At 39.1% G+C, this 22,099-nt stretch carries 21 protein-coding genes; 13 read left to right on the top strand and 8 right to left on the bottom strand.

The features are described 5' to 3' along the window. Nucleotides 1–20: 20 nt before the first annotated feature. The 3 genes from MB14_RS16565 to MB14_RS16555 all read left to right on the top strand — a co-directional run bounded on the left by MB14_RS16565 (nt 21) and on the right by MB14_RS16555 (nt 2,942). A complete protein-coding gene (locus MB14_RS16565) occupies nt 21–1,265 on the top strand; it encodes a 3-deoxy-D-manno-octulosonic acid transferase (protein ID WP_062593595.1) in 1,245 nt (414 codons plus the stop codon). Continuing rightward, the gene (gene rsgA / locus MB14_RS16560; protein ID WP_062593593.1) at nt 1,253–2,182 is read left to right on the top strand and encodes a ribosome small subunit-dependent GTPase A; all 930 of its coding nucleotides are present in this window, start codon (nt 1,253–1,255) and stop codon (nt 2,180–2,182) included. The genes MB14_RS16565 and rsgA overlap by 13 nt, the downstream gene beginning before the upstream one ends. An 85-nt stretch (nt 2,183–2,267) precedes the next feature. Next, the gene (locus MB14_RS16555) at nt 2,268–2,942 is read left to right on the top strand and encodes a protein-tyrosine phosphatase family protein (protein ID WP_062593591.1); all 675 of its coding nucleotides are present in this window, start codon (nt 2,268–2,270) and stop codon (nt 2,940–2,942) included. 50 nt (nt 2,943–2,992) lie between these two features. On the opposite strand, the gene MB14_RS16550 is transcribed toward MB14_RS16555, so the two are convergent. Next, nucleotides 2,993–3,382: an acyl-CoA thioesterase gene (locus tag MB14_RS16550; RefSeq protein ID WP_062593589.1), complete on the bottom strand. Its 390-nt coding sequence runs from the start codon at nt 3,380–3,382 to the stop codon at nt 2,993–2,995. Nucleotides 3,383–3,500: 118 nt separating this feature from the next. On the opposite strand from MB14_RS16550, the gene MB14_RS16545 reads away from it, so the two are divergent. Beyond that, nucleotides 3,501–4,430: a hydrogen peroxide-inducible genes activator gene (locus MB14_RS16545; RefSeq protein WP_062593587.1), complete on the top strand. Its 930-nt coding sequence runs from the start codon at nt 3,501–3,503 to the stop codon at nt 4,428–4,430. A gap of 289 nt (nt 4,431–4,719) precedes the next feature. Here MB14_RS16545 and MB14_RS16540 read toward each other — a convergent pair whose 3' ends face one another. Both MB14_RS16540 and MB14_RS16535 read right to left on the bottom strand, forming a co-directional pair. Next, a complete protein-coding gene (locus tag MB14_RS16540) occupies nt 4,720–6,168 on the bottom strand; it encodes a hypothetical protein (protein WP_062593585.1) in 1,449 nt (482 codons plus the stop codon). A 150-nt stretch (nt 6,169–6,318) separates the two neighbouring features. Next, nucleotides 6,319–6,558: a hypothetical protein gene (locus tag MB14_RS16535; RefSeq protein ID WP_062593583.1), complete on the bottom strand. Its 240-nt coding sequence runs from the start codon at nt 6,556–6,558 to the stop codon at nt 6,319–6,321. A gap of 157 nt (nt 6,559–6,715) precedes the next feature. On the opposite strand from MB14_RS16535, the gene hisS reads away from it, so the two are divergent. From hisS to MB14_RS16515, 4 genes are all read left to right on the top strand, one after another. Then, a complete protein-coding gene (gene hisS, locus MB14_RS16530) occupies nt 6,716–8,086 on the top strand; it encodes a histidine--tRNA ligase (RefSeq protein WP_062593581.1) in 1,371 nt (456 codons plus the stop codon). An 86-nt stretch (nt 8,087–8,172) separates the two neighbouring features. Further along, nucleotides 8,173–9,906: a T9SS type B sorting domain-containing protein gene (locus MB14_RS16525; protein ID WP_062593579.1), complete on the top strand. Its 1,734-nt coding sequence runs from the start codon at nt 8,173–8,175 to the stop codon at nt 9,904–9,906. A gap of 24 nt (nt 9,907–9,930) precedes the next feature. After that, complete coding sequence (locus tag MB14_RS16520; RefSeq protein WP_062593577.1) at nt 9,931–10,263, top strand: YbaB/EbfC family nucleoid-associated protein; 333 nt, start codon at nt 9,931–9,933, stop codon at nt 10,261–10,263. Then, on the top strand, nt 10,263–11,270 hold the full coding sequence (locus tag MB14_RS16515) for a glycosyltransferase family 2 protein (RefSeq protein ID WP_062593575.1): 1,008 nt from the start codon (nt 10,263–10,265) through the stop codon (nt 11,268–11,270). Before MB14_RS16520 ends, MB14_RS16515 begins: the two co-directional genes overlap by 1 nt. On the opposite strand, the gene MB14_RS16510 is transcribed toward MB14_RS16515, so the two are convergent. Further along, nucleotides 11,267–11,485: a PspC domain-containing protein gene (locus tag MB14_RS16510; protein WP_053223026.1), complete on the bottom strand. Its 219-nt coding sequence runs from the start codon at nt 11,483–11,485 to the stop codon at nt 11,267–11,269. The genes MB14_RS16515 and MB14_RS16510 overlap by 4 nt on opposite strands. Before the next feature lie 215 nt (nt 11,486–11,700). On the opposite strand from MB14_RS16510, the gene MB14_RS16505 reads away from it, so the two are divergent. The 3 genes from MB14_RS16505 (at nt 11,701) to MB14_RS16495 (ending at nt 15,083) form a co-directional block, all read left to right on the top strand. Then, nucleotides 11,701–13,404, top strand: a complete 1,704-nt coding sequence (locus MB14_RS16505; protein WP_246032613.1) for a tetratricopeptide repeat protein — start codon at nt 11,701–11,703, stop codon at nt 13,402–13,404. A gap of 134 nt (nt 13,405–13,538) precedes the next feature. Next, nucleotides 13,539–14,516, top strand: a complete 978-nt coding sequence (locus MB14_RS16500; RefSeq protein ID WP_053223024.1) for a pyruvate dehydrogenase complex E1 component subunit beta — start codon at nt 13,539–13,541, stop codon at nt 14,514–14,516. Between the two features lie 12 nt (nt 14,517–14,528). After that, the gene (locus tag MB14_RS16495; protein WP_062593571.1) at nt 14,529–15,083 is read left to right on the top strand and encodes a nucleoside/nucleotide kinase family protein; all 555 of its coding nucleotides are present in this window, start codon (nt 14,529–14,531) and stop codon (nt 15,081–15,083) included. Nucleotides 15,084–15,096: 13 nt separating this feature from the next. Here MB14_RS16495 and MB14_RS16490 read toward each other — a convergent pair whose 3' ends face one another. After that, nucleotides 15,097–15,402 (bottom strand): type II toxin-antitoxin system RelE/ParE family toxin, encoded by a 306-nt coding sequence (locus tag MB14_RS16490; protein WP_062593569.1) that lies wholly within the window; start codon nt 15,400–15,402, stop codon nt 15,097–15,099. Then, a complete protein-coding gene (locus MB14_RS16485; RefSeq protein ID WP_062593567.1) occupies nt 15,399–15,632 on the bottom strand; it encodes a hypothetical protein in 234 nt (77 codons plus the stop codon). The genes MB14_RS16490 and MB14_RS16485 overlap by 4 nt, the downstream gene beginning before the upstream one ends. 614 nt (nt 15,633–16,246) lie before the next feature. Between MB14_RS16485 and MB14_RS16480 the strand changes: the two genes are divergently transcribed. After that, nucleotides 16,247–16,954: a hypothetical protein gene (locus tag MB14_RS16480; RefSeq protein ID WP_132644077.1), complete on the top strand. Its 708-nt coding sequence runs from the start codon at nt 16,247–16,249 to the stop codon at nt 16,952–16,954. 30 nt (nt 16,955–16,984) lie between these two features. Here MB14_RS16480 and ffh read toward each other — a convergent pair whose 3' ends face one another. After that, nucleotides 16,985–18,316 (bottom strand): signal recognition particle protein, encoded by a 1,332-nt coding sequence (gene ffh / locus MB14_RS16475; protein ID WP_062593563.1) that lies wholly within the window; start codon nt 18,314–18,316, stop codon nt 16,985–16,987. Between the two features lie 145 nt (nt 18,317–18,461). Between ffh and MB14_RS16470 the strand changes: the two genes are divergently transcribed. Continuing rightward, a complete protein-coding gene (locus MB14_RS16470; RefSeq protein ID WP_062593561.1) occupies nt 18,462–20,900 on the top strand; it encodes a YfhO family protein in 2,439 nt (812 codons plus the stop codon). Here the strand turns inward: MB14_RS16470 and MB14_RS16465 are convergent. Beyond that, nucleotides 20,897–22,087: a glycosyltransferase family 4 protein gene (locus MB14_RS16465; RefSeq protein WP_062593559.1), complete on the bottom strand. Its 1,191-nt coding sequence runs from the start codon at nt 22,085–22,087 to the stop codon at nt 20,897–20,899. The genes MB14_RS16470 and MB14_RS16465 overlap by 4 nt on opposite strands. Nucleotides 22,088–22,099 lie beyond the last annotated feature (12 nt).

Raw genomic sequence — 22,099 nt, 5'->3', positions numbered from 1 at the left:
GTTTTTTATTTTTGTTCTGAATGGCTATTATCCTCTATAATTTATCCGTCCGCTTTTATCGCCTTATTATTGGCTTGGTAGCCCCATTCAATGAAAAAGCAAAAAAGTTCGCAAGCGGCAGAGAAGGGATATTTGACCACCTAGCAAAGGATTTTTCAGACATCAAAAGCCCTGTAATTTGGTTTCATTGTGCCTCACTAGGCGAGTTTGAACAAGGTCGCCCAGTAATTGAAGCATTTCGTAAAGCAAAACCCAAACATAAAATACTGATTACCTTTTTCTCTCCATCGGGTTATGAACTCAGGAAGAATTATGCCGAAGCCGACTTTGTTTACTATTTACCTATTGACACGAAAAAGAACGCCAAACGCTTTTTAGATATCGTCAATCCAGCCTTGGTGATTTTCGTGAAATACGAATTTTGGTATCACTACCTCAAACAAACCAACGAACGTAAAATTCCGCTGTATTGTATTTCAGCCTTGTTCAATGAAAAACAGCGCTTCTTCAAAGCTAATGGAGGCTTTTTCAGAAAAACGCTCAACTTGTTCGATCACATTTTTGTTCAAAACGAAAAATCTGAAATGCTACTGCAGCAAATTAGCATCAAGCAAGTCTCTATTGCTGGCGACACTCGTTTTGACAGGGTGGTAGACACCGTAAGCAACCCAAAGCATTTTCCGTTAGTAGCGCAATTCAGTGAAAACGTACTCACTATGGTAATTGGCAGTTGCTGGCCTGCCGATATGGCCTTCCTCTTTCCTATTATCAATCGTTCCGAAAACGTGAAATTCATAATTGCCCCGCACGATGTGAGCGAAAACAGCATCAAGCAATTAGAAAAGGGCTTGAAATTACCCCATTGCCGAATTACCGAAGCTACACCAGAAAACATAGACCAATCCCGAATCATAATTATCAACACCATAGGCATGCTTTCTTCGCTCTATCAATATGGCCAATTTTCGTACATTGGCGGAGCTTTTGGAGACGGGCTACACAATATATTGGAAGCGGTAACTTTTGGGCTACCCGTAATTTTCGGGAACAACAACCTGGAAAAATTCCCTGAATCGTTGGCGCTAATTGAAAAAGGAGGTGCATTTTCATTCACGCAACAATCAGAAATTGAAGAGCATTTCGAAAAACTATCAACCGATATTGATTTCAGGAACAAAGCATCTGAGCAGTGTAAAGCATATATTAAAGAAAATACCGGTGCCACAGCAAAAATTATGGACAGTTTAATCCAATGGAACAAATGAGAGGAAGAGTCATTCGATCTACGGGTTCTTGGTATGAAGTAAAAACCGAAAACGGAGAGGTATTCAAAGCTAGATTACGCGGTAAATTCAAGCAAGACAAGCTGAAGGTTAATAACCCTATTGCAGTAGGTGACTGGGTAACTCTTGAACAAGAAGGCGAAGAAGGTTCGGCCGTAATCAAAACTATTGAACCTCGCTCTAATTACATTATTCGTAAATCCACCCGTAAGTCTAATTTCTCGCACATCATTGCATCTAATTTAGATCAAGCACTTTTGGTGGCAACACTTGCCTTTCCACGCACTTCTTTAGGCTTTATTGATCGCTTTTTGGTCAGTGCCGAATCGTTTAGAATCCCATGTATTTTAGTCATTAACAAAAGCGATTTACTCGATCAGGAAGGCTTAGAAATTGCAGCACAATTGAAGGAACTCTACGAGAGTATTGGTTACAGAACCCTACTTATTTCTGTGCTAGAAGAACAAGGGTTAGATGAAATTAAAGCAGCATTAAAAGGCAAAACCTCTTTAATTTCTGGCCATTCTGGTGTAGGCAAATCTTCCTTATTAAATGCATTGGTACCCGAACTAGGTTTACGAATTGGTGAGGTCTCCACTTTTGCCAATAAAGGAACTCACACCACCACTTTTGCCGAAATGTTTGAAACCGAAGATGATGCCCGAATCATAGATACGCCTGGAATTAAAGAACTAGGCTTGGTGGAAATGGAGCAAGATGAAATTAGCGATTACTTTCCTGAAATGAGGGCATTTTTAGGTCAGTGTAAATTCAATAATTGCCTCCACGTAAACGAACCAGGCTGTGCAGTATTAGAGGCTTTCGTGAATGGAGAAATTGCCGACTCACGGTATATGAGCTACCTAAGCATGTTGGAAGACTCTGACAATAGAAGGTAGGTAGTTTTATTTATTTATATCAAAACCTAGCATAGTTACAAACTCCAATTTCTACATTATATTGGTAGAGATTAATAACCACCCAATGACTACAAACAAGCTTGTAGAAAGCGCAACCGTATGGCTTTCCAACCCCATTCCTTCTTGCCCTAAAGAAGCCATACAAAATGCTAATGCACTTCTTACTGACCTGCAATCAGCGGTAGACAAAAACCGAAGTTCCAAGCAAATCATTGGTCCTTTGCTAGGAAAAGTAAAGGCCATGCAAAAGCGAATTACCAAAATGGAGCTTGTAAATTGGGTGGCTATTGGGAATGGACATTTGGCCATTGGCCACCGACCAAGCACGAAACTTACTGAAGATCTAAAACTTCAGAATGGCACACATATTCTGACCTTACTTTCAGAAAACGAAGGAGCCGAAAAAATTAAAACCCTCACAGCCAAATCAAATTTAAACTGGCTATGGCTACCGATGGAAAGCGCAAAGCCAATAGCAGAAGAAAGAACCCAAGAACTTGGTGCTTTACTTTCGGGAATGAAAGGGATTTTAGAGCAAGGAGGTAAGATATACCTTCACTGTTCTGCGGGAATTCACAGAACAGGGATGATCACATATGCATTTCTTCGGTTTACAGGCTTAAGCACAGAAGATGCCATGCAGAAGCTTAAAGAGTTACGACCAGACACCTACGAAGGCGTTGGAGAAGAGCGAACTGCTTGGGGAGAAGAGATAGTGAAAAAACTAAAAACCAAATAAAATAGGAGTAAGAGAAGCAACTCTCCCCCTATTTTACTCGGGTTTACCGATTATAGGCTAAGCCTATCTTTAACATATTCAATCTTGGTTTTACCGTGTTCGGCAGGCTTTCCGTCCTCACCTAGGTTTACCATAATAATTTTGTCAATACTTAAAATATCTTCTCTGGTAAGTTTATTTCGCACCTCACATCTTAATGTGATTGAAGTTCTGCCAAAGGCCACCGCCTCAATTCCAATTTCTATAATATCTCCCTGCCGAGGGGCATTTATAAAATTGATTTCAGAGATGAATTTGGTTACTATATGTTTGTTTTCAAGTTGAACAATAGTATAGAGTGCGGCCTCTTCATCTATCCATTCCAAAAGCCTACCTCCAAACAAAGTTGAATTAGGGTTTAAATCTGTGGGGCGTACCCATTTTCTAGTGTGAAAGTTCATAATTCGTTTTCCGTGAGTTTTTAACCTTACCCGATTTATTTAATGGTATAAATTTCCGCCTTTCGGAACTATTAATCAAATTAATGGTATCTATATTAGTATAGACTAAAGCTATACAATGACCCTACAACAACTTGAATACATCGTTGCACTTGATACGCATCGCCATTTTGTAACTGCCGCTTCGCATTGTTTTGTAACACAACCCACGCTCACTCTTCAAGTTCAAAAGCTTGAAGATGAAATGAACACCCTGATTTTTGATCGTTCGAGGCATCCGATTGTACCTACTCCAACAGGAGAACTGATTATTAATAAAGCCCGACAAATTTTGAGAGAGGCGCATCAGCTAAAAGAATTGGTGAACTTAGAAAAAGACACCATTACTGGTAGTTTTAGAATTGCGGTTATACCTACGGTTGCGCCTTATTTGATGCCTAGATTTTTAAAAAGTTTTTCTGAAAAGCACCCGAACACGCATCTACAAATCAGGGAAATGGAATCTGAGGAAATTATTCATGCCTTGAAAAATGATTTTGTGGACATTGGTATTTTGGCTACTCCGTTAGAAGAATCATCTATCCGTGAAATTCCATTATACAATGAGCCATTTTTAATCTATAGTTCAGAAAACCACTCGCTGTACGGGAAAAGCAACATTAAACCAGACAGCCTACCCTTGTACGGTCTTTGGCTCTTAAATCAAGGCCATTGTTTCCGAAATCAAGTACTGAATATCTGTGATAAAAAGAAACAATCTAACAACCCTGGATTTTCATATGAAAGCGGTTCTATCGAAACCCTAAAAAACATGGTGCGCTCAAACATGGGCTATACGCTTGTTCCTGAGTTATCAGTGATAGACGAATTGGACGACCCAAGAGTAAAGCGTTTAGAAAGCCCCGAACCCATAAGAGAAATTAGTCTAGTAGTGCATAAAAGCTTTACCAAAGAATCACTCATTGAAAAATTACGTGAAGAAATCCTTTCAAACATCCCAGATCATTTTCAAAAAGGGAAGAAGTTCATTAAAGTGAAATGGAGATAACTTTTACCTATAATTTTAAATAAGAGAATCACTTAGATATTCGTTTTGACAACCAACTACTTTTGATTCATCATTAACGAAGAACAAAATGAATATTGATAGCACACTTCTAAGCCTTGCCTTTTTCTACTCTGGAATCATAACTTTCATTGTATTGAAAATAAGAAGCCATTGGAAAAAGTATCATTATTAAGCAGACTTCCTTTTCACCTAAAGGAAAAATATACTACCAAAGAAAGCCCAATGCAATGTGCCAATCACCATTGTACTTGGGTTTTCTTTATTCTACCTATTCTACCCAGAAATTAAGCTTTGCCATCAGCTCCATTTTTAAATCCTGTAGCTGAATGCCCCTCATACGTGCGGTACTACTTGCCTTTAGTTTTTTCACTTCCAAAAGGTGCTTTCCTCTTCCCAACTCAATTACATCTATCACCGCTAAGTATCCTTTTTCGCCATTTGAATTATGGGTTTTGAAAGCGTAATCTAGGTTAGGGTATAACTTGCCATCAATGTATACCTCGAAGATCTGAGTTTGACAAGCCAAAGACTGCTCTAGCCGTGCTTCATAATTCTTATCGCGCACTAAATCATCTACATTCAGAGTTGTATCCATTTGAACTTTCATTCCAGCTTTAAAACCTTGCAAAACACCTTCATCTGGGCTAAGCTTATAACTGTCTGGGCACAACAATTCAAGCGTACTATTATCCTTTGGGTTGTAGCGTAAAAAAAGCTCAAGAAAACCATTCTCAACATATTTAGAAGGCAGACTAAGCTCACGAATAAACTGGTCATCCGCCCTTAAATCATCGTAAAACCCCTCAACCATATAGCCTTCTGAAATATTAGTCCGCTCTGGGTAAAACACATTTACATCCAGTGCATCTGCCCTGAGAGTGACCAGAAGCACCAACAATAGCACCGAAGAAACTCCTATGATCTGTTTTTTCTTATAAGTAGTGATAAGGTGGTAATAAATAGACCGATACAAAACGGACAAGGTAATTACCGAAAAGAAACGATAAATAGGATAATACAATACGGAGAACCATTTTGACTTCTTGAAAGCACTAAAAAACAAAGTATCGAGAAAGAAGATTATGGCCAATACAAAATAGAAAATGACAGCAAAAATTGCCAACAAATTCATTATCCCTACCCATATTGTCAGCTCATTAGAAGTACTGAGCATTACAGTCACACTCAGCAAACTTACCCCTATGGCTACAACAATTACTACGGAAACAATGGAAAATACCAGCAGAAATGTATAAGCAAATATTACACTAGAAATCTTATCTAAGTGAACGATCAGTTCATCAAGTGAGCGAACATTTTCAGGCATATACTTCCTGAATTTCCCTTTAAACGCAAGTTTATCATAGTCGATAAAACTTGATACAGAACTAAGGCCTACAATACCAATCCAAAACCCTCTGAGTAAGAGATGAATTAATAAGTTAATAAGGAAGAATTTCATCCCTATGGGGATGGTATCTAAAATGAAATTAATAGAAATGCTAAGCAAGGGGTTGATTCCATTCGCTCCCGGATTCAGCTTATTCTCCTGAATATTACGGTTGATTTCGGCATACTCTCCAATACCAGTAACAAGCAAAAAAATGGAAAAACCAGTAATAAGGAGCTCCAGCTGCCAGCTTTCAAGCTGAAGATTAGCCACCCATCGCCTTAGTTTACTTTCATCTTTACCTTTAGGTCTATCAATGTTTGTCATGGTTGAATAAGGTTGATCAACCAAAATAAACAATTCTTACCTATAAATCTTAGCAACAAGATTTGAACTGGGCTTTGATTATTGAGTTAAGTCCAACAAAAAAAGGGACAGTCTTTCAACAGTCCCTTCAAAATATGTAAAAAGAGTAAATTACTCTTCTGTTTTCTCTTCAGCTTTAGCCGCTTTCTTAGGAGCAGGCTTTTCAGCCTCTTCTTTTTTAGCTTTTGGCTTAGCCTCAGCTTTAGTTGAAGTTTCAAATGAAGCTTTTAGTGCCTCAGCGTCAATTTTAGCAATTACAGGGGTGCTTGTCAATTGCTTGATTTTATTAACCCTATCAGCAGATCTCTGCTTATTTCTTCTCGCTTTTCTTTTTAATCTCGTTATCCCCATGATAGTACTTGTTCGAAATGAGGTGCAAAGATAAGAGTTTGAATAGAATTTATAAACCCCTAGCGAAATAAAATTCACATAAGTTTTCAATATTCTGATTTAGACCCAACAGATTAGCCCTGTGTTTAGTAGTTTTGTGTGATTAAAACCAACAAAAATGGCTCAAAAACCTTCATTACCCAAAGGCGTACGCGATTTCGGACCGGAACAAATGTTTCGTAGAAATTATCTTTTAGACACTATAAAAGGTGTTTTTAAGAAATATGGCTTTATGCCACTAGAAACTCCCGCGATTGAAAACCTTTCTACATTAACAGGAAAATATGGCGATGAAGGCGACCAACTCTTGTTTAAAATTCTAAACTCTGGTGATTTTTTATCAAAAACAGATGCCAGTGATTTTGAAGCTGGCGCTAAAGAATTGAGTAAGAAGATCACCGAAAAAGGACTAAAATACGACCTTACTGTTCCCTTTGCACGGTATGTGGTAATGAACCAAAATGACATCACCTTCCCTTTTAAGCGTTATCAGGTGCAGCCTGTTTGGCGTGCCGACAGACCACAAAAAGGTAGGTACAGAGAATTCTATCAGTGCGATGCAGACATCATCGGTACCAATTCATTGGTTTGCGAAGCGGAGTTGATGGCCATGGTGAATGAAATTTTCTGCAAACTTGAACTCAAAGATTATCAGGTTTCTATAAGCAGTAGAAAAATACTTGAAGGTTTGGCCGATGTTATTGGCGCAACAGACAAGTTTTCTGCCTTCTGCGTTATTTTGGACAAACTGGATAAAATCGGTTTGGAGAAAATGCTAGAAGAAATGTCGCAGTTGGGCATTCCAAAGTCCGGGCTAGACCGATTGACCGCTATTCTGGAACTTGAAGAAGACAATACCGATAAAATTGAAACCCTCAGAAAAGTATTCATTGGCTCGGAAGTAGGAATTGAAGGCTTGAACGAAGTTGAAACTACATTAAAACACATGACCAGTTTGGGGGTTGCTCACGACAAAACTCACTTCGACCTTACCTTGGCCCGTGGTCTTTCTTACTATACAGGAATCATATATGAGGTAAAACCTACCTCCGTAAAAATGGGCACAATTACCGCTGGCGGCCGTTATGACAACCTGACTGGGGTATTTGGCCTAGAAGGTGTTTCGGGAGTCGGCATCTCTTTTGGCGTGGATAGAATTTATGACGTACTGGACGAGCTTAACCTTTTCCCTTCAAATCAATTGGGCAGCACCAAGGTGATGATCACCAATTTTGATGAGACTTGTTTGGAGCATGCCTTAGGCCTTTCTTCTCGTTTGCGGAATAACAATGTGAATTGTGAAGTCTACCCTGAGCCGGCCAAAATGAAAAAACAATTAGGGTATGCCAATAAGAAAAACATACCCTTTGTAGTTATGGTAGGGCAAGAAGAAATTGACACCAATATTTACACGGTGAAAAACATGGAGGACGGTGAGCAACACAAGCAAACAATGTTGGAGCTTATTGATTTTTTGGCTACACAATAAATAAGCGATAGGTAAAGCCATCGTTTTGAATAAGTTTAGCGATAATGTACCGTTAATCAAGAAGCATAATCAAATTAGCACCTGAATTGAAAATTGAAGCAAAAGCACTTTCAAAGTCTATTACGCCTTTTGGTGTTCTGATTTTATTGCTTTTGGTGTTTTCGAATCACGTAAGCGGGCAAACCCAAAGCCAACTCACTGCTAATTTTGAAGTTGATCACGTAATTGGGTGCGCCCCCTTTACACTTAATATCACTAATGTAAAGGCCTCAACTCAGTTCGATTACCTTAACACCACAGACCCTAATAATTGCAGTACGTTCCAGCAAGACCCTGGCCAGTGCTTCACTAACTTTCAAGCGGAACAGCAATTTGAATACACCCAGCCAGGGGTATATTATGTAATAGGCATTAGTCAATCCTTACCAAACGGAGAGCAATCTGATTATATCAAAATCACCGTAATAGAAGCCATAGAACCTACCTACAATGTATTTGCCTGCGCTAACAATGAGGTTTTTCTAGATATAGATTTTACCCAAGACAGCTACGATAGTTATTCCATTGATTTTGGAGATGGAAGCCCTATACAAACAATTGACAAAGCAACTGATTCAAATGAACTGCCCTATACTTATGCCGCTGCGGGAAATTATAGCATTACCGTACAAGGACTAGCTTCGGGGAATGCCACAAACTGTTCTGACTTTACAAAGTCAATTACCACACTCGACAGCTCCCCTACTCCAGTAATCAATAGCCTGAAAGTATTGGATGCCACTACTCTTGAAATCAATTATGAAAGCTTGGACAGTAGGATTGTACACACATTAGTGATTGAGTCTGAAGACGGAAGCCAAACAGACCTTATTACTTTAGACCCAAGCACAAACGCAACAAACTACACTTACACCAACAGTAATTTCGATTTTGTTAATACGGTGTATTCGGTAAAAATTGAAAGCACTACCCAATGCGATAACACCGCAATACCCTCTGAAACGGTGCACACTGTAGCAGCACAATATAGTGCGACCTATGTAAACTCAGATATCCAAATTGATTTCGATTTTAACACAGTTAATAATTCAGCATATGAAATTGTATTTTTTGAAAACGACAATTCAACAGCAGATAAATTCACTACAAACACCGGCACAACCCAGCGCATGTTGAGTAATTGCACGCTAGTAGAAAACTATTATTTCGAAGCCACTTTTGGAGCAGCCACTTCTAAGAGTGCACCAATTATTCCCGATTTAAGTGGCACTCTCAGTCCACCTGCAATACAGTCTATGGATGGAGAATTAGTAAATGCTACTTTCGAGCTAGAGTTTAATCAAGCACCAGTTGGTACTTCAAATTATAGAATTTACAAAAAGAACCCAGACGACACCTTTAGTGCCATTGGAACATCGTCTAGCCCAGAGTTTACCGATACCAATTTAAAATCAGGGCAATTAGAACTTTGCTACACTGTAGCTTATGAAGATGACTGCGGGAATACTTCAGAAATGAGTCCAGAGTTCTGCTTCCCGCTTTCAGTTGGCACCATTCGACTGCCAAACGCATTTACTCCAAATGGTGATGGAATCAATGATACCTTTACGGTTGGAGATGGCGTCTTCATCAACTTTCATATGCAAATCTTTGACCGTTGGGGCAATTTGATTTTTAATTCCACCAACCCAAGCATTGGTTGGGATGGAACTTATAATGGCACTCCTGCAAGTATAGGTGGCTATGCTTATCGCATTTCGTTTCAAGATGCAGGAAATACCACCATCCAACAGACCGGAACTTTAGTATTAATTCGATAGTTTTGGGTAAAAAATAACAAGCTTATGTTCGATATGATGAAAATGATGGGCAAGGTGAAGGAGATGCAGTCCAAAATGAAGGAAGCCCAGGACAAGCTAGAATACATTCAAGAAACAGGCGAGGCTGGTGCCGGAATGGTAAAGGCCACCGTAAACGGCAAAAAACAGGTCATCTCAATTGAAATTGATGAGGCTTTAATGAGCAAAGAAGATAAAGAAACAGTTCAAGACCTTACTGTTGCAGCCATTAACAATGCGCTTGATAAAGCAGACGTTAGCGCCAAAGAAGAAATCAGAAAAAGTACCGAGGGAATAATGCCCAACATCCCTGGAATGGACCTGGGTAACATGTTCTAATGTCAAACCTATCCGTTGCCCTTCTTAACTATAACGGCAAAACTCATTTAGAAAACTTCTTGCCATCTGTTGTGCAGTTTAGCACAGGACATGACGTTATTGTGATTGATAATGGATCGACAGATGGCTCTGTGGAATTTGTTAAAACCAACTTCCCATCCGTTAGATTAATTACCTATTCAAAAAATTATGGTTTTTGTGGAGGCTACAATAAAGCCCTAAAAGAGTTAGATCATGAATTTGTAGTACTGCTCAATACCGATGTTCAGGTGTCAGAAGGTTGGATTTCTCCAATTTTAAAACTGATGGAATCGGACAGCAGTTTGGCGGCAGTTCAGCCAAAAATATTAGACCTAAAAAAGCAAACTCACTTTGAGTATGCCGGAGCTTCGGGCGGCTACCTGGACATTCTCGGTTATCCATTTTGCCGAGGCAGAGTATTTCATACCATAGAGGAAGACCAAAATCAATATCAAGAAACCCAAGATGTGTTTTGGGCTTCGGGGGCTTCTCTTTTTGTTAGGCGTTCGGCTTATTTTGAAGCTGGTGGTCTAGACGAAGACTTCTTCGCTCATATGGAAGAGATTGATCTTTGCTGGCGTTTTTGGAATTTAGGTTATAAAGTAAAAGTATGTCCAGAAAGTGTAGTTTACCATTTAGGTGGTGGGACACTAGATAAATCCAGTCCAAGAAAGACCTATCTCAATTTCAGAAACGGACTAACTATTCTGTTAAAGAATGAGATTACTTCCGACCTCTTCTGGAAATTCCCTATTCGATTATTTTTGGATTGGCTTGCGATTGTTCAGTTTTCAATTTTGAGTGGGCTCCCGCATGGGCTTGCCATTATCAGGGCCCATTTCGATTTTATGAGGTCTATTCCTAGCCAAATTAAAAAACGAAAGTCTGTAAAAAGACTATCGCAAAACAATCCAAGATATACGGGCTTAGTGATTTGGGATTACTTTATAAGGCAGAAAAAAACCTACCAAAAAATAAATCCTTAGTTATACCAAACAGGATTTTGTCTTCTACGTAAATGCTTCCGAAAATTGATCACATAGGCAAGGCCTAAGTAAATCAACAAAGGTGAACCAAAGGTAATAAATGAGGCATAGATGAAGAACAAGCGAATAGAAGAAGCCGACAGATTAAGCTTCTCGCCTAATTTGGTACAAACCCCGTAGGCTTGGCTTTCAAAAAAACGTTGAATTCTTTCCATTGGACAAATATTACAACAAATTTACAAAAGAATTTATTAAAGGTTAAAATCGGAATCCATTAAAATTTTATTAAACTTGCAGTCCTAAAATTAAGGCTATACTGTTCTAAATCAATCAAAATAATATGAAAACCCTAAAAGCTAAATTATTTTTTCCATTCTTGATACTTGGTGTCCTATCAATGTCTGGTTGCGCACTCAGCAAAATGGCAAGAATGTCGAAAGACCAAGGACTTACGGTTGAGCCAACACCATTAGAAGTTCACGGGAACGAAGTAAAGTTCACAATGTCGGCAAATTTGCCGGTAAAAATGTTAAAACCTAAAAAGGTTTACACATTGAATACATATTACCAATATGGAACTCAAGAAAAGCAATTGGCTCCAGTTGTTTTCAACGCAAAAGATTACCCTAACGCTTCTACTGAGCAGCCTAAAGTATCTAAAGAATACTCTTTCGCATATGACCCTGCCATGTCTCGCGGAAACCTTTTAGTTCAAGGAGTTGCTTCCAACCCTAAAACTGGAAACTTTGTAGAATCTGAAAAACTTATCATTGCTGAAGGTTTAATTACTACTTCTACTTTGGTTCAACCTTCTTACTTTACTTCATACGCTCCTCATGGCTACAATGATAAAGAAGAATTAATCCCTACTAACGTAGAGTTTTTCTTTGAGCAAGGAAGATCAGTTTTAAGACCAGTTGAAAAAAATAGTGATAGAGGTTCAAGATTTGCTGCTTTCATTGCAGAAAAGAACGCAACTAAAACAGTTACCATCACTGGTACTCACTCTCCAGAAGGTAAAGACAGAATTAACGCTGACTTAGCAAAAGAAAGAGCTGTAGCCATCGAAACTTGGTACAGAGAGCAAATGGATAAGTATGACTACCAAGGAATGGCAAGTCAAATCAGATTCATTACTAAACCAGTTGTTGACGATTGGAATGAATTGAAGGCCATGCTTTCTAGCTACAATGGTATTTCTTCTGCTCAAAAATCAGAATGGACTAACATTATCAATGGTTCAGGTTCTTTCGAGCAAAAAGAAAAGCAACTTCAGAAGTTGAGTACTTACAAGCAAGTATTCAAAGACATCTATCCTCAGTTGAGAACAGCTAAAACTGAAGTATTAACTATTAAGCCTAAAAAATCAAGAGAAGAAATTATCTCTTTAGCAAAGTCTATTGCACAAGGAAGAGGATCTGCTGATCAACTTTCTGCTGAAGAATTAGCTTATGCTGCTTCATTCTCTCCTTCTTTAGAAGAGAAAAAATCAATCTACGAGGCTGCTGCTAAAAAGAACGATACTTGGGCAATCCACAACAACCTTGGCGCAGTATCTATGGAAATGGCTATGGCTGCTTCTGGAAGAGAAAAAACTAACATGTTGAGAGATGCGATCAACCATTTCGAAATTTCTAACCAAAAGAATGCTAACGTTCATGCGCAAGCAAACTTAGGGATGGCGCAAGCAATGCAAAACAACAACCAAGCGGCTCTTGATGCTCTAAACAAAGCATTGACAATGAACCCTGGTAATGATGTTAGACAAGGCGTTAACGGTGCTAAAGGTGCTATTGAAATCAAAATGGCTAGCTACGATGCGGCATTAAGCTCATTGGGCAATGCTACCAACCGTTCTGTTGACCAATACAACAAAGGTATGGCTCAGTTATTGAAAGAAGATTTCAGAAGTGCACAGTCTACTTTTGAAACTGTAATCTCTAACGACAGAGCATTTGTTTGGGCTCATTACTTAGCGGCAGTTGCTGCTGCTCGTCAAGGAAACGAGAACAAAGTAATCGAGAACTTAAGAAATGCAGTAAATGCTGACGCTTCATTAAAAGCCAAAGCGTTATCTGATTTAGAGTTCAGAGAGTTCAGTGGTACTCAAGCATTTATCGATATCTTGAAGTAATCGAATTAAAAAAACTAATAAAAGGGCTCTGGATGTAAATTCAGAGCCTTTTTTTATACCCTATACTCTTGTTAATCTTTCTTTGTGAATTGAGTACTGAATGTTTATTTTTACGGCCATTAACCCCTAGATGAATGAGAGAAATACAGTTTCGTGAAGCCCTGAGAGAAGCCATGTCTGAGGAAATGAGAAAAGATGATAAAATCTTTCTTATGGGAGAAGAAGTGGCCGAGTATAATGGTGCTTACAAAGTGAGCCAAGGCATGTTAGACGAGTTTGGCCCAGAAAGAGTAATCGATACCCCCATTGCGGAACTAGGGTTCGCAGGAATTGGTGTTGGTGCCGCTATGAATGGTCTTAAGCCAATCATCGAATTCATGACCTTCAACTTCTCATTGGTAGCTATTGATCAAGTAATCAACTCTGCTGCTAAAATGATGTCAATGTCTGGTGGACAGTACTCTGTTCCTATCGTGTTTAGAGGACCTACAGGTAACGCAGGAATGTTGAGTTCTCAGCACTCTCAAAACTTTGAGAACTGGTATGCTAACACTCCTGGCTTAAAGGTAGTAGTGCCTTCTACTCCATACGATGCTAAAGGCTTATTGAAAGCCGCCATTCGCGATAGCGATCCAGTAATCTTTATGGAGTCAGAGTTAATGTATGGCGACAAAGGTGAAGTTCCTGAAGAAGAATATGTATTAGAAATTGGTAAAGCCCACATTGAGCGCGAAGGATCTGATGTTACTTTAGTTTCTTTCGGTAAAATGATGAAAATAGCCCACGAGGCAGCTGATGAGTTGGCCAAAGATGGAATTAGTGCAGAGGTAATTAACCTTCGTTCTGTGAGACCGCTGGACTACCCAACCATTATTAAGTCGGTGAAGAAAACAAACCGTTTGGTGATTGTGGAAGAAGCATGGCCATTGTCTTCATTGGCAACAGACATTGCTTTCAACGTACAAAAAGATGCATTCGATTATTTAGACGCTCCAATTAAAAGAGTAAACAGCATGGACTTACCATTGCCTTATGCTCCAACTTTGATTGACGTTATTCTACCAAATGTGAAAAGAACACTAGATGCTGTGCATTCTGTAATGTATAAGTAGTCTTTTTTTAAAATGATATTTAAGAATCCGAGCCTTATAGGTTCGGGTTTTTTATTTTTAGCCATGTCTACCGTAATCGCTATAGGAGGAGTTTCAAGGTCAGGTAAATCTACATTGGCAGATTGGCTGGGAACTCAGCTAAAGAACGTCACAGTGCTCCATCAGGACGAATACGCGCTACCTAAACATCAACTGCCGGAAATCAAAGGAATTCCCGATTGGGAAGTCCCAGATTCCATAGACTGGAATGCTTGGAACAAAGCCATCACCCAAGCAAAAGTAAAATATGATTATGTGATCATTGAAGGCATTCTGGTGTTCGCTAATACCAATATCAATGCGCTAATCGACCAATCCATTTTTTTAAATATTGACAAAAAAGACTTTTTAAAAAGAAGGCTAAAGGAAAAACGCTGGGGAAAAGAACCAGAGTGGTTTATTGAATATGTATGGGAAGCTCATTTAAAATATGGCCTTCCTCCTCATGATTTACAGGTTATTCAAATCAAGGACATCACAACTAACCAATACTTTGAGGTTTTGACGGCAGTAATAAAAGAGCATTGATTTTTCTTTTTGATTACCCTTTCATTTTTGCAGGAGACTGTCTGGAGTTGAAAAAATCCGTGATATAGACCGCTTCGTTTTCAATCTTGTAAATGATCTTAAAATGCCCCTCTATAATTCTTCTGTGTCCTTCTTTCAAGTCTTTTAGATATTCTTCTTGTTGACCTTTTAATGGATTTATCACTAAACTATCGGCTCTGTCTAATAGACTGCTTTTTAAACTGGAAGCTTGTTCAGGAGAGAGTTTTTGTTTTTCAACAACGAACTCAAGCGCTTCCTCAAGACTGTCAATGGACTGATCTGTATAGATTACTCTCATATGCCCAGACGGCCCTTAATTTTGGCTTCTGCTTCTTGTCGGCTATGTACCCTTCCTGCCTTAATATCTTCGTTGGCTTTTAAAGCTCTGGAGATAAGCTTCTCCTTTAGGACAGGTTCAATACTTTTTCGCTCTTTTTTAAGAACAGATTCCAACTTATCGATAATCGTCTCGCTATTTATGGCGAGTACCTCTTCTATAAAATGTAGTTTTCTCGTCTGTAAATCCATACTCAAAGTTAACGTTTTATACAATTTTTGTTGCTGTTATTCAGCGATTATAGAAATCTACTCTCAAAACTTCAGTATGGACTGGACTTTCTGTTACTCTTAATGATGCACTCATATTACATCACAAAATAGGTAATCACCACAGGTGAGCGCCAGTTACCACAGTGGGCAAGTGAGCGCCTGACGGGTGATTTGATGTTATGGCTCAATTCTCCATCGTTTTTTGCGCTATCCTTTTGAATCTTTCCTTAATCATTCCTCCGATTATTAAGATTTCCTCATTAGTCTTTCAGTGTAGAATGTCAAGGCTATAGAACCTACTAATAAAACGATCCTTACTATACCAAATATGTAATTATCGATAGGAAAAAGATCCCCTGTATTACTACTGCAATTATAACAACATAAGATACTCTATTTATTACTTTCATCATTTAGGCCTCCAACCCTTTTTGAACTATCAACTCTTCCATAGGGAGATTCCTTTCTTCGAGCATCCCCATCATAAGCTTTCTTTTCTGAAAGTAACAGATTCCTACAAATAGTAACATATACATCCCAAATTTTGCTTACTCATTAATTTCCTCTACATTAACGTAAAAATTAGTTCTGTATTGAAGAAGATAGTTCAGCCATTCCTATTGATTACAATCCTTTTATTTACAATAGGTTGTAGCGCTCCTAAAAAGGAGGTTCCTCAGAAAAAAGTAGAAGATGTAGAGCCAGCCCCTAGGGTACCAATTGCTTCAGTAAACAGCTCAATCCCTAAGTACAAGTTTTCCTTTTCTTCATTAGAGTTGGGTATGCCTATTTCGGAACTCGATCAAAGGGTTTTCAAACACTATGGAGAATTCTACACTAAAGACTTTTCGGTCTATCAGCTAGATCAAATAGACTATTTGGCCGAAGCCCATTATATCAGCAATATTGACCTGATTTTTATCGACAGTTTATTGGTGCAAATTCAGGCTTTCTTAACTGTAGACAAGTCCAATGACTTAATTAATCAATTCGGCAGGGCTAAATTATTGATCAACGATCATCATAATAAAACACTTCTGGAAACTGAAAGGGCGATTACGAAAACGAGTAAAGGATACTCTATTAATGAAAAACTGGATCAGTTTCGATTAAAATGGGTCAGACAAGATGCTGACATTGAATATGAAGTGAATAAAAAACTAAATACGGATTCCACCAGTGTTAACATGGTGCGCTTCTCTTCGATGGGAAACCCCAACGGCTTTAAATACAAGCTCACTTTTCAAACCACTGATTTCCAATACCAAATGGCATTGATTGAATGGGAATCCACTCGATAATTAGAATACTAATCAGTTAGTTACTAAGGACTATCGTCTCATTCCTCCAAGATTGGCTAAGGCTCTTTTTCCTCCACCCATCTTGTTCATGGTCTTCATCATTTTGCGCATGTCGCCAAACTGCTTCATTAAGTTATTCACTTCCTGAATAGTTCTTCCGCTACCACTTGCAATTCTCTTTTTTCTACTGCCATCAATCAAATCTGGATTGGCCCTTTCAGCCTTTGTCATCGACTTGATAATGGCTTCAATAGGTTTGAATGAATCATCATCAATATCTAGTCCTTTTATGGCTTTCCCCATACCTGGAATCATCCCTAAAAGGTCTTTGATATTACCCATTTTCTTGATTTGCTCAAGCTGAGAAAGAAAGTCTTCAAAGTCGAATTTATTCTGACGAATCTTCTTGTTTAGCTTGCGCGTTTCTTCTTCGTCAAAGTTTTCTTGTGCCTTTTCAACCAAAGACACCACATCACCCATACCAAGAATTCTGCTGGCCATCCTTTCAGGATAGAAAAGATCGATGGCATCCATCTTCTCACCAGTAGACATGAACTTGATTGGTTTATCCACCACCGTTCTGATAGAAAGGGCAGCTCCACCACGGGTATCACCATCTAACTTGGTAAGCACAACACCGTCAAAATCGAGGCGTTCGTTAAAGGTTTTAGCTGTATTTACCGCATCCTGTCCTGTCATCGAATCGACAACAAACAAGGTTTCGGTAGGATTAAGGGCTTTTTTAAGCTCCTCAATTTCATTCATCATTTGTTCGTCTACCGCCAAACGTCCGGCAGTATCCACAATTACAATTTTCTTACCCGTTGCCTTAGCGTGTTTGATCGCGTTATTGGCAATTTGAAGAGCATTCTTGTTCTCTGGCTCGGCATATACCTCCACTCCTACTTGCTCTCCCAATACTTTCAATTGGTCAATCGCAGCAGGTCTGTAAATATCACAAGCGGTTAGCAAAACCTGACGACCTTGCTTTTTAAGCATGTTTGCCAGTTTACCAGAGAAAGTGGTTTTACCAGAACCTTGTAGTCCAGAAATTAAGATCACAGCGGGGTCGCCCTTTGTATTGAAGTCGGCTTTTTCGCCCCCCATCATCTTGGTAAGCTCTTCGCTTACAATCTTCACTAAAAGTTGGCCTGGTTTAACAGAAATCAATACGTCACGCCCAAGCGCTTCTTCCTTGATTCTATCCGTTACATCCTTGGCTACTTTAAAGTTAACATCAGCAGAGATTAAAGCCCTTCTGATTTCCTTTACCGTAGAGGCAACGTTAATTTCAGTTATTGTTCCTTGTCCTTTCAGCGTTTTAAACGCCTGATCCAGCTTGCCACTTAAATTATCAAACATATTCTCAATTGTAATTGACTGCAAAAATATAAAAATAATCGTCAGCGCGAAGGATGAATTCGCATTGAAAAACCCAAAAAAAACATTTCACCTTTTTAAATACATTTGATATGAAGATATTGGTGCCTTTATAACATTCCCAAACATGATCAAAGTCGATTTTAAGAAGGACGTATTGCCTCATATTGTAGCGATTGCCATTTTTTTAGTGCTTACACTGATTCTTTTCAAACCTGTTTTTTTTGAAAGCAAGAGTTTAACCCAAGGTGATATTTTGCAATGGGAAGGTGGCGCAAAAGAGATTTTAGATTATCGTGCCGAAACTGGTGAAGAAGGCCTTTGGACCAACTCCATGTTTAGCGGAATGCCCGCATATATGGTGAGTGTGAAATGGGGGAATGAGTTGATCAAAACCATGCATGCGGTTATCAGTTTTGGGTTGCCTCACCCCGTTAGAATCATCTTCGTTTCGATGATTTCTTTCTACATCATGTTGCTTTGCTTTAAAGTGAGGCCCTATTTAGCCATTATTGGGGCGGTTACTTTTGCTCTTTCTTCATACAATATTATAGGCATAACGGCTGGACACAATGCTCGAATTTCAGCGGTATCACTAATGCCATTGGTCATGGGCGGAATTCACCTATGCTTCACCAGAAATAAATGGCTAGGTTTCAGCCTTACAGCCTTGGCTTTGGCCATGCAAATGCGGGTAAACCACCTTCAAATCACTTACTATTTGGCTTTTATTGTTGCCATTTACGGTTTACTTCAACTTATTCATGCCGCAAAACAAGGCGAATTAAAGCCTTTTGTACAGCGCTTGGGGCTATTGGTATTGGCAGCCGTTTTAGCCGTGGGGACTTTCTTTGGTGAATTTTATGCGACTTACGAGTACGGAAAATATTCAAACCGAGGTCAGTCTGAATTAACACAACAAACCGACCAAGACTTAAACGAAGACGGTTTGTCTAAAACCTACGCTTTTCAATACAGCAATGGTCTTGCGGACCCCTTCACCTTATTTATTCCAAATGCTTTAGGAGGAAATGATCAGCTAGGAACCGAGTCAAACAGCGCAGATGTTTTGCGAAAAGCTGGCGCCACTGAAGCCCAAGTAAGGCAAACGCTTCCGCAACTCAGGACCTATTGGGGCAAAGAGTCACCAACTACTTACTACGCTGGCGCTATTATGGTGTTTCTATGTGTAGTGGGGATGTTCTTTGTAGAAAGAAGATATGTGATTTGGCTTGTGGCCGTTTCCATTTTAGGAATTTTAATGAGCTACGGCAGAAACCTACCTAGCCTCAATTACTTCCTTTTCGATTACTTCCCAGGCTATAACAAATTCAGGTCGGTGAGTTTCACGATTATGATGCCCGTTTTCGGTATTATTTTCTTAGGAATGTTGGGCTTAGAAAAGGTAATAGACCAAAAACTAAATAAAGCGCAACAAAAGAAATTATGGATTGCACTGGGTACAACAGGAGGCTTGGCTTTGCTTTTAGCCATAATCCCTGGCGTACTAAGCTTTAGTTCATTCCTTGATGGTCAGTTGCCCATTGAGTATGCCAACGCTCTAAAAGAAGACCGTAAAGATTTATTCCGAAGTGATGCATTCCGTGCCTTTATTTTTATTGCTCTTTTTTCAGGTACTTACTTTTTGTATTCCATCAAAAAACTAGGAAAACCTACAGCTTTCGCCCTAATGATTTTGCTTGGCATTCTGGATGTCAGCTTAGTGGCCGGCCGATTTATTGGTGAAGCGAACTTTGCTAAATCGCCAAGAGCGCAGTTTTTTACCGAAACCAATGCAGACAGATACATTAAACAAAACGAAAGTTTAGGAGATCGTGTACTGAACCTCACTTCATCATTTTACAGTGCTCAGTCTGCTTACCATCACCATACCATCAATGGGTATCATGGTGCTCGATTAAGAAGGTATCAAGAGTTAATCGACAAAAATATCTTTCCTGAAATGCAGGAATTGACCGAAAGAATTAAGAATGGCGACAGCAACCTTCGTGGTTTCGAGGTTTTGAATATGTTGAATACCCGTTACTTAATTATAGATCCCAATTCAAATCAAGGTGTTCTGACAAATAATTCAGCGAATGGAGCCGCTTGGTTTGTTGACAATCTATTTAAAGTCAACTCTCCAGATGAAGCTTTTAACAAAATTGGAGATATTGAAACAAAGACACAAGCCATTGTCAATGCTAGCGAATTCAATTTAAAAATTGATGACCCAAGCAGCGAAGGGCAGATTAATTTAATAGACTACCACCCCGGTTACTGGAAGTACAACAGCCAGAATTCAGGAGATGGCTTTGCCGTATTCTCTGAGATTTATTACCCAAAAGGGTTTAAAGTAACCATAGATGGACAACCAGTAGAAATGCTTCGTGCGAATTATGTGCTTCGTGCATTGGAAATTCCTGCTGGAAATCATGAAATCGTTTTCGAATTTAAACCTACCATATACAGTACAGGAAAAATCGTAATGAGGATTTTCTCTATTTTAGTGGTGTTGATGTTTTTGGGGAGTATTTTCTTAAGCTTTAGAAGAAAGGCTAATTAAAGGATATTCGAATACAATTCGATAAGCCCTTTACTGGTGATACTCCAGTCGAATTGTCGATCTAAAGCAGATTTGCCATTGCCCCCTAGGCTTGTCGCATTTTCTTTTTCGTCATAAAGCTGTAGCAGTTTTTCTGCCATATCTTTTGCATTTTCAGCTTGAAAAATCAAACCACAATTGGCTTGATTCACCACGCGGGCTTGAGGAGGACAGTCACTTACCAGCAAAGGCTTAGCACCTGCCATATATTGGAAAATTTTATTAGCAAAAGTAGTGTCGTGATGCTTGTTGCGATGCAAGGGTGAAATACACACATTAGCAGCAGCGATATAGGAAGGAAATAGCGACACATCCTGCCATCCTTCAAACACCACCCTCTCCTTTACCCCGAGTGTATCCGCTAGCTCTTTCAACTGACTATCCTCCGTACTTTTCCCTACTAAAATCAATTGTGCATCTGGAATTTTTGCCCCCAACAGCGCAAGTGCCTGAATGGCGGTATCGGTCCCTCTCCTCAATCCAGTATCACCCACATAAACAATGTTAAAATGATCTTTAAATCGATCTTGAATCTGAGGTTTTAATTTATACTGATAATAGATCTTTGCTTCAATAGAATTCGGAACAACAGTGATTTTAGAAGGCTCAATACCATCCTCATTAACAGCTACTTCCCTTGCTTCATGAGTAACCAAAATCACATCGTCAGCCATATTCATCAAACGCTTCTGCCATTTCTTCCAAACTAGTGGTTTGATCAAATGCTTTCCAGGAAACCTCTTTAAGTGCGGATAGAATTGCATGATCTCAGGGCGGTTTTCATGTAAATCGAGCACGGTTTTGATATTAAAACTGGCATTGGCTTTAAAAACGGCCTTCGCAATTAGCATGTCATGGATATGTAAGACATCGGGATTCACTGCCTTAATAAATACAATAATTGAGTTTAGTATTGATTGATGATAAAAAGGAACAGTATAGGCCAATGCGGATAAACGATAAGTCAGATCGGAAATTTCAAATCTATGGACTTCTATACCATTCCAAATTTCCCTTTTTGGCCTGTTGGAATCACGCTCAAGTGAAAACAAATGTACTTCATGACCAGTCCCTATGAGACTAAATGCCTCATTTTCAACCCTAGAATCGGGAGGAAAAGACTGATCTAAAAACATGGCTATTTTCATGAATATTACATT

Origin of the sequence: Roseivirga ehrenbergii, assembly GCF_001593005.1 — a bacterium.
Lineage (GTDB): Bacteria > Bacteroidota > Bacteroidia > Cytophagales > Cyclobacteriaceae > Roseivirga > Roseivirga ehrenbergii.
This window is presented reverse-complemented; position numbering and strand designations above follow the sequence as displayed.

What these genes read in the sequence shown, in the direction of transcription:
- MB14_RS16490 (WP_062593569.1), bottom strand. Translation starts at nt 15,402, where the DNA reads ATGAGAGTAATCTATACAGATCAGTCCATTGACAGTCTTGAGGAAGCG.
- MB14_RS16495 (WP_062593571.1), top strand. Translation starts at nt 14,529, where the DNA reads ATGATATTTAAGAATCCGAGCCTTATAGGTTCGGGTTTTTTATTTTTA.
- ffh (WP_062593563.1), bottom strand. Translation starts at nt 18,316, where the DNA reads ATGTTTGATAATTTAAGTGGCAAGCTGGATCAGGCGTTTAAAACGCTG.
- MB14_RS16470 (WP_062593561.1), top strand. Translation starts at nt 18,462, where the DNA reads ATGATCAAAGTCGATTTTAAGAAGGACGTATTGCCTCATATTGTAGCG.
- MB14_RS16520 (WP_062593577.1), top strand. Translation starts at nt 9,931, where the DNA reads ATGTTCGATATGATGAAAATGATGGGCAAGGTGAAGGAGATGCAGTCC.
- MB14_RS16465 (WP_062593559.1), bottom strand. Translation starts at nt 22,087, where the DNA reads ATGAAAATAGCCATGTTTTTAGATCAGTCTTTTCCTCCCGATTCTAGG.
- MB14_RS16540 (WP_062593585.1), bottom strand. Translation starts at nt 6,168, where the DNA reads ATGACAAACATTGATAGACCTAAAGGTAAAGATGAAAGTAAACTAAGG.
- MB14_RS16565 (WP_062593595.1), top strand. Translation starts at nt 21, where the DNA reads ATGGCTATTATCCTCTATAATTTATCCGTCCGCTTTTATCGCCTTATT.
- MB14_RS16550 (WP_062593589.1), bottom strand. Translation starts at nt 3,382, where the DNA reads ATGAACTTTCACACTAGAAAATGGGTACGCCCCACAGATTTAAACCCT.
- MB14_RS16515 (WP_062593575.1), top strand. Translation starts at nt 10,263, where the DNA reads ATGTCAAACCTATCCGTTGCCCTTCTTAACTATAACGGCAAAACTCAT.
- MB14_RS16545 (WP_062593587.1), top strand. Translation starts at nt 3,501, where the DNA reads ATGACCCTACAACAACTTGAATACATCGTTGCACTTGATACGCATCGC.
- hisS (WP_062593581.1), top strand. Translation starts at nt 6,716, where the DNA reads ATGGCTCAAAAACCTTCATTACCCAAAGGCGTACGCGATTTCGGACCG.
- MB14_RS16500 (WP_053223024.1), top strand. Translation starts at nt 13,539, where the DNA reads ATGAGAGAAATACAGTTTCGTGAAGCCCTGAGAGAAGCCATGTCTGAG.
- MB14_RS16555 (WP_062593591.1), top strand. Translation starts at nt 2,268, where the DNA reads ATGACTACAAACAAGCTTGTAGAAAGCGCAACCGTATGGCTTTCCAAC.
- MB14_RS16505 (WP_246032613.1), top strand. Translation starts at nt 11,701, where the DNA reads ATGTCGAAAGACCAAGGACTTACGGTTGAGCCAACACCATTAGAAGTT.
- MB14_RS16485 (WP_062593567.1), bottom strand. Translation starts at nt 15,632, where the DNA reads ATGGATTTACAGACGAGAAAACTACATTTTATAGAAGAGGTACTCGCC.
- MB14_RS16535 (WP_062593583.1), bottom strand. Translation starts at nt 6,558, where the DNA reads ATGGGGATAACGAGATTAAAAAGAAAAGCGAGAAGAAATAAGCAGAGA.
- MB14_RS16510 (WP_053223026.1), bottom strand. Translation starts at nt 11,485, where the DNA reads ATGGAAAGAATTCAACGTTTTTTTGAAAGCCAAGCCTACGGGGTTTGT.
- rsgA (WP_062593593.1), top strand. Translation starts at nt 1,253, where the DNA reads ATGGAACAAATGAGAGGAAGAGTCATTCGATCTACGGGTTCTTGGTAT.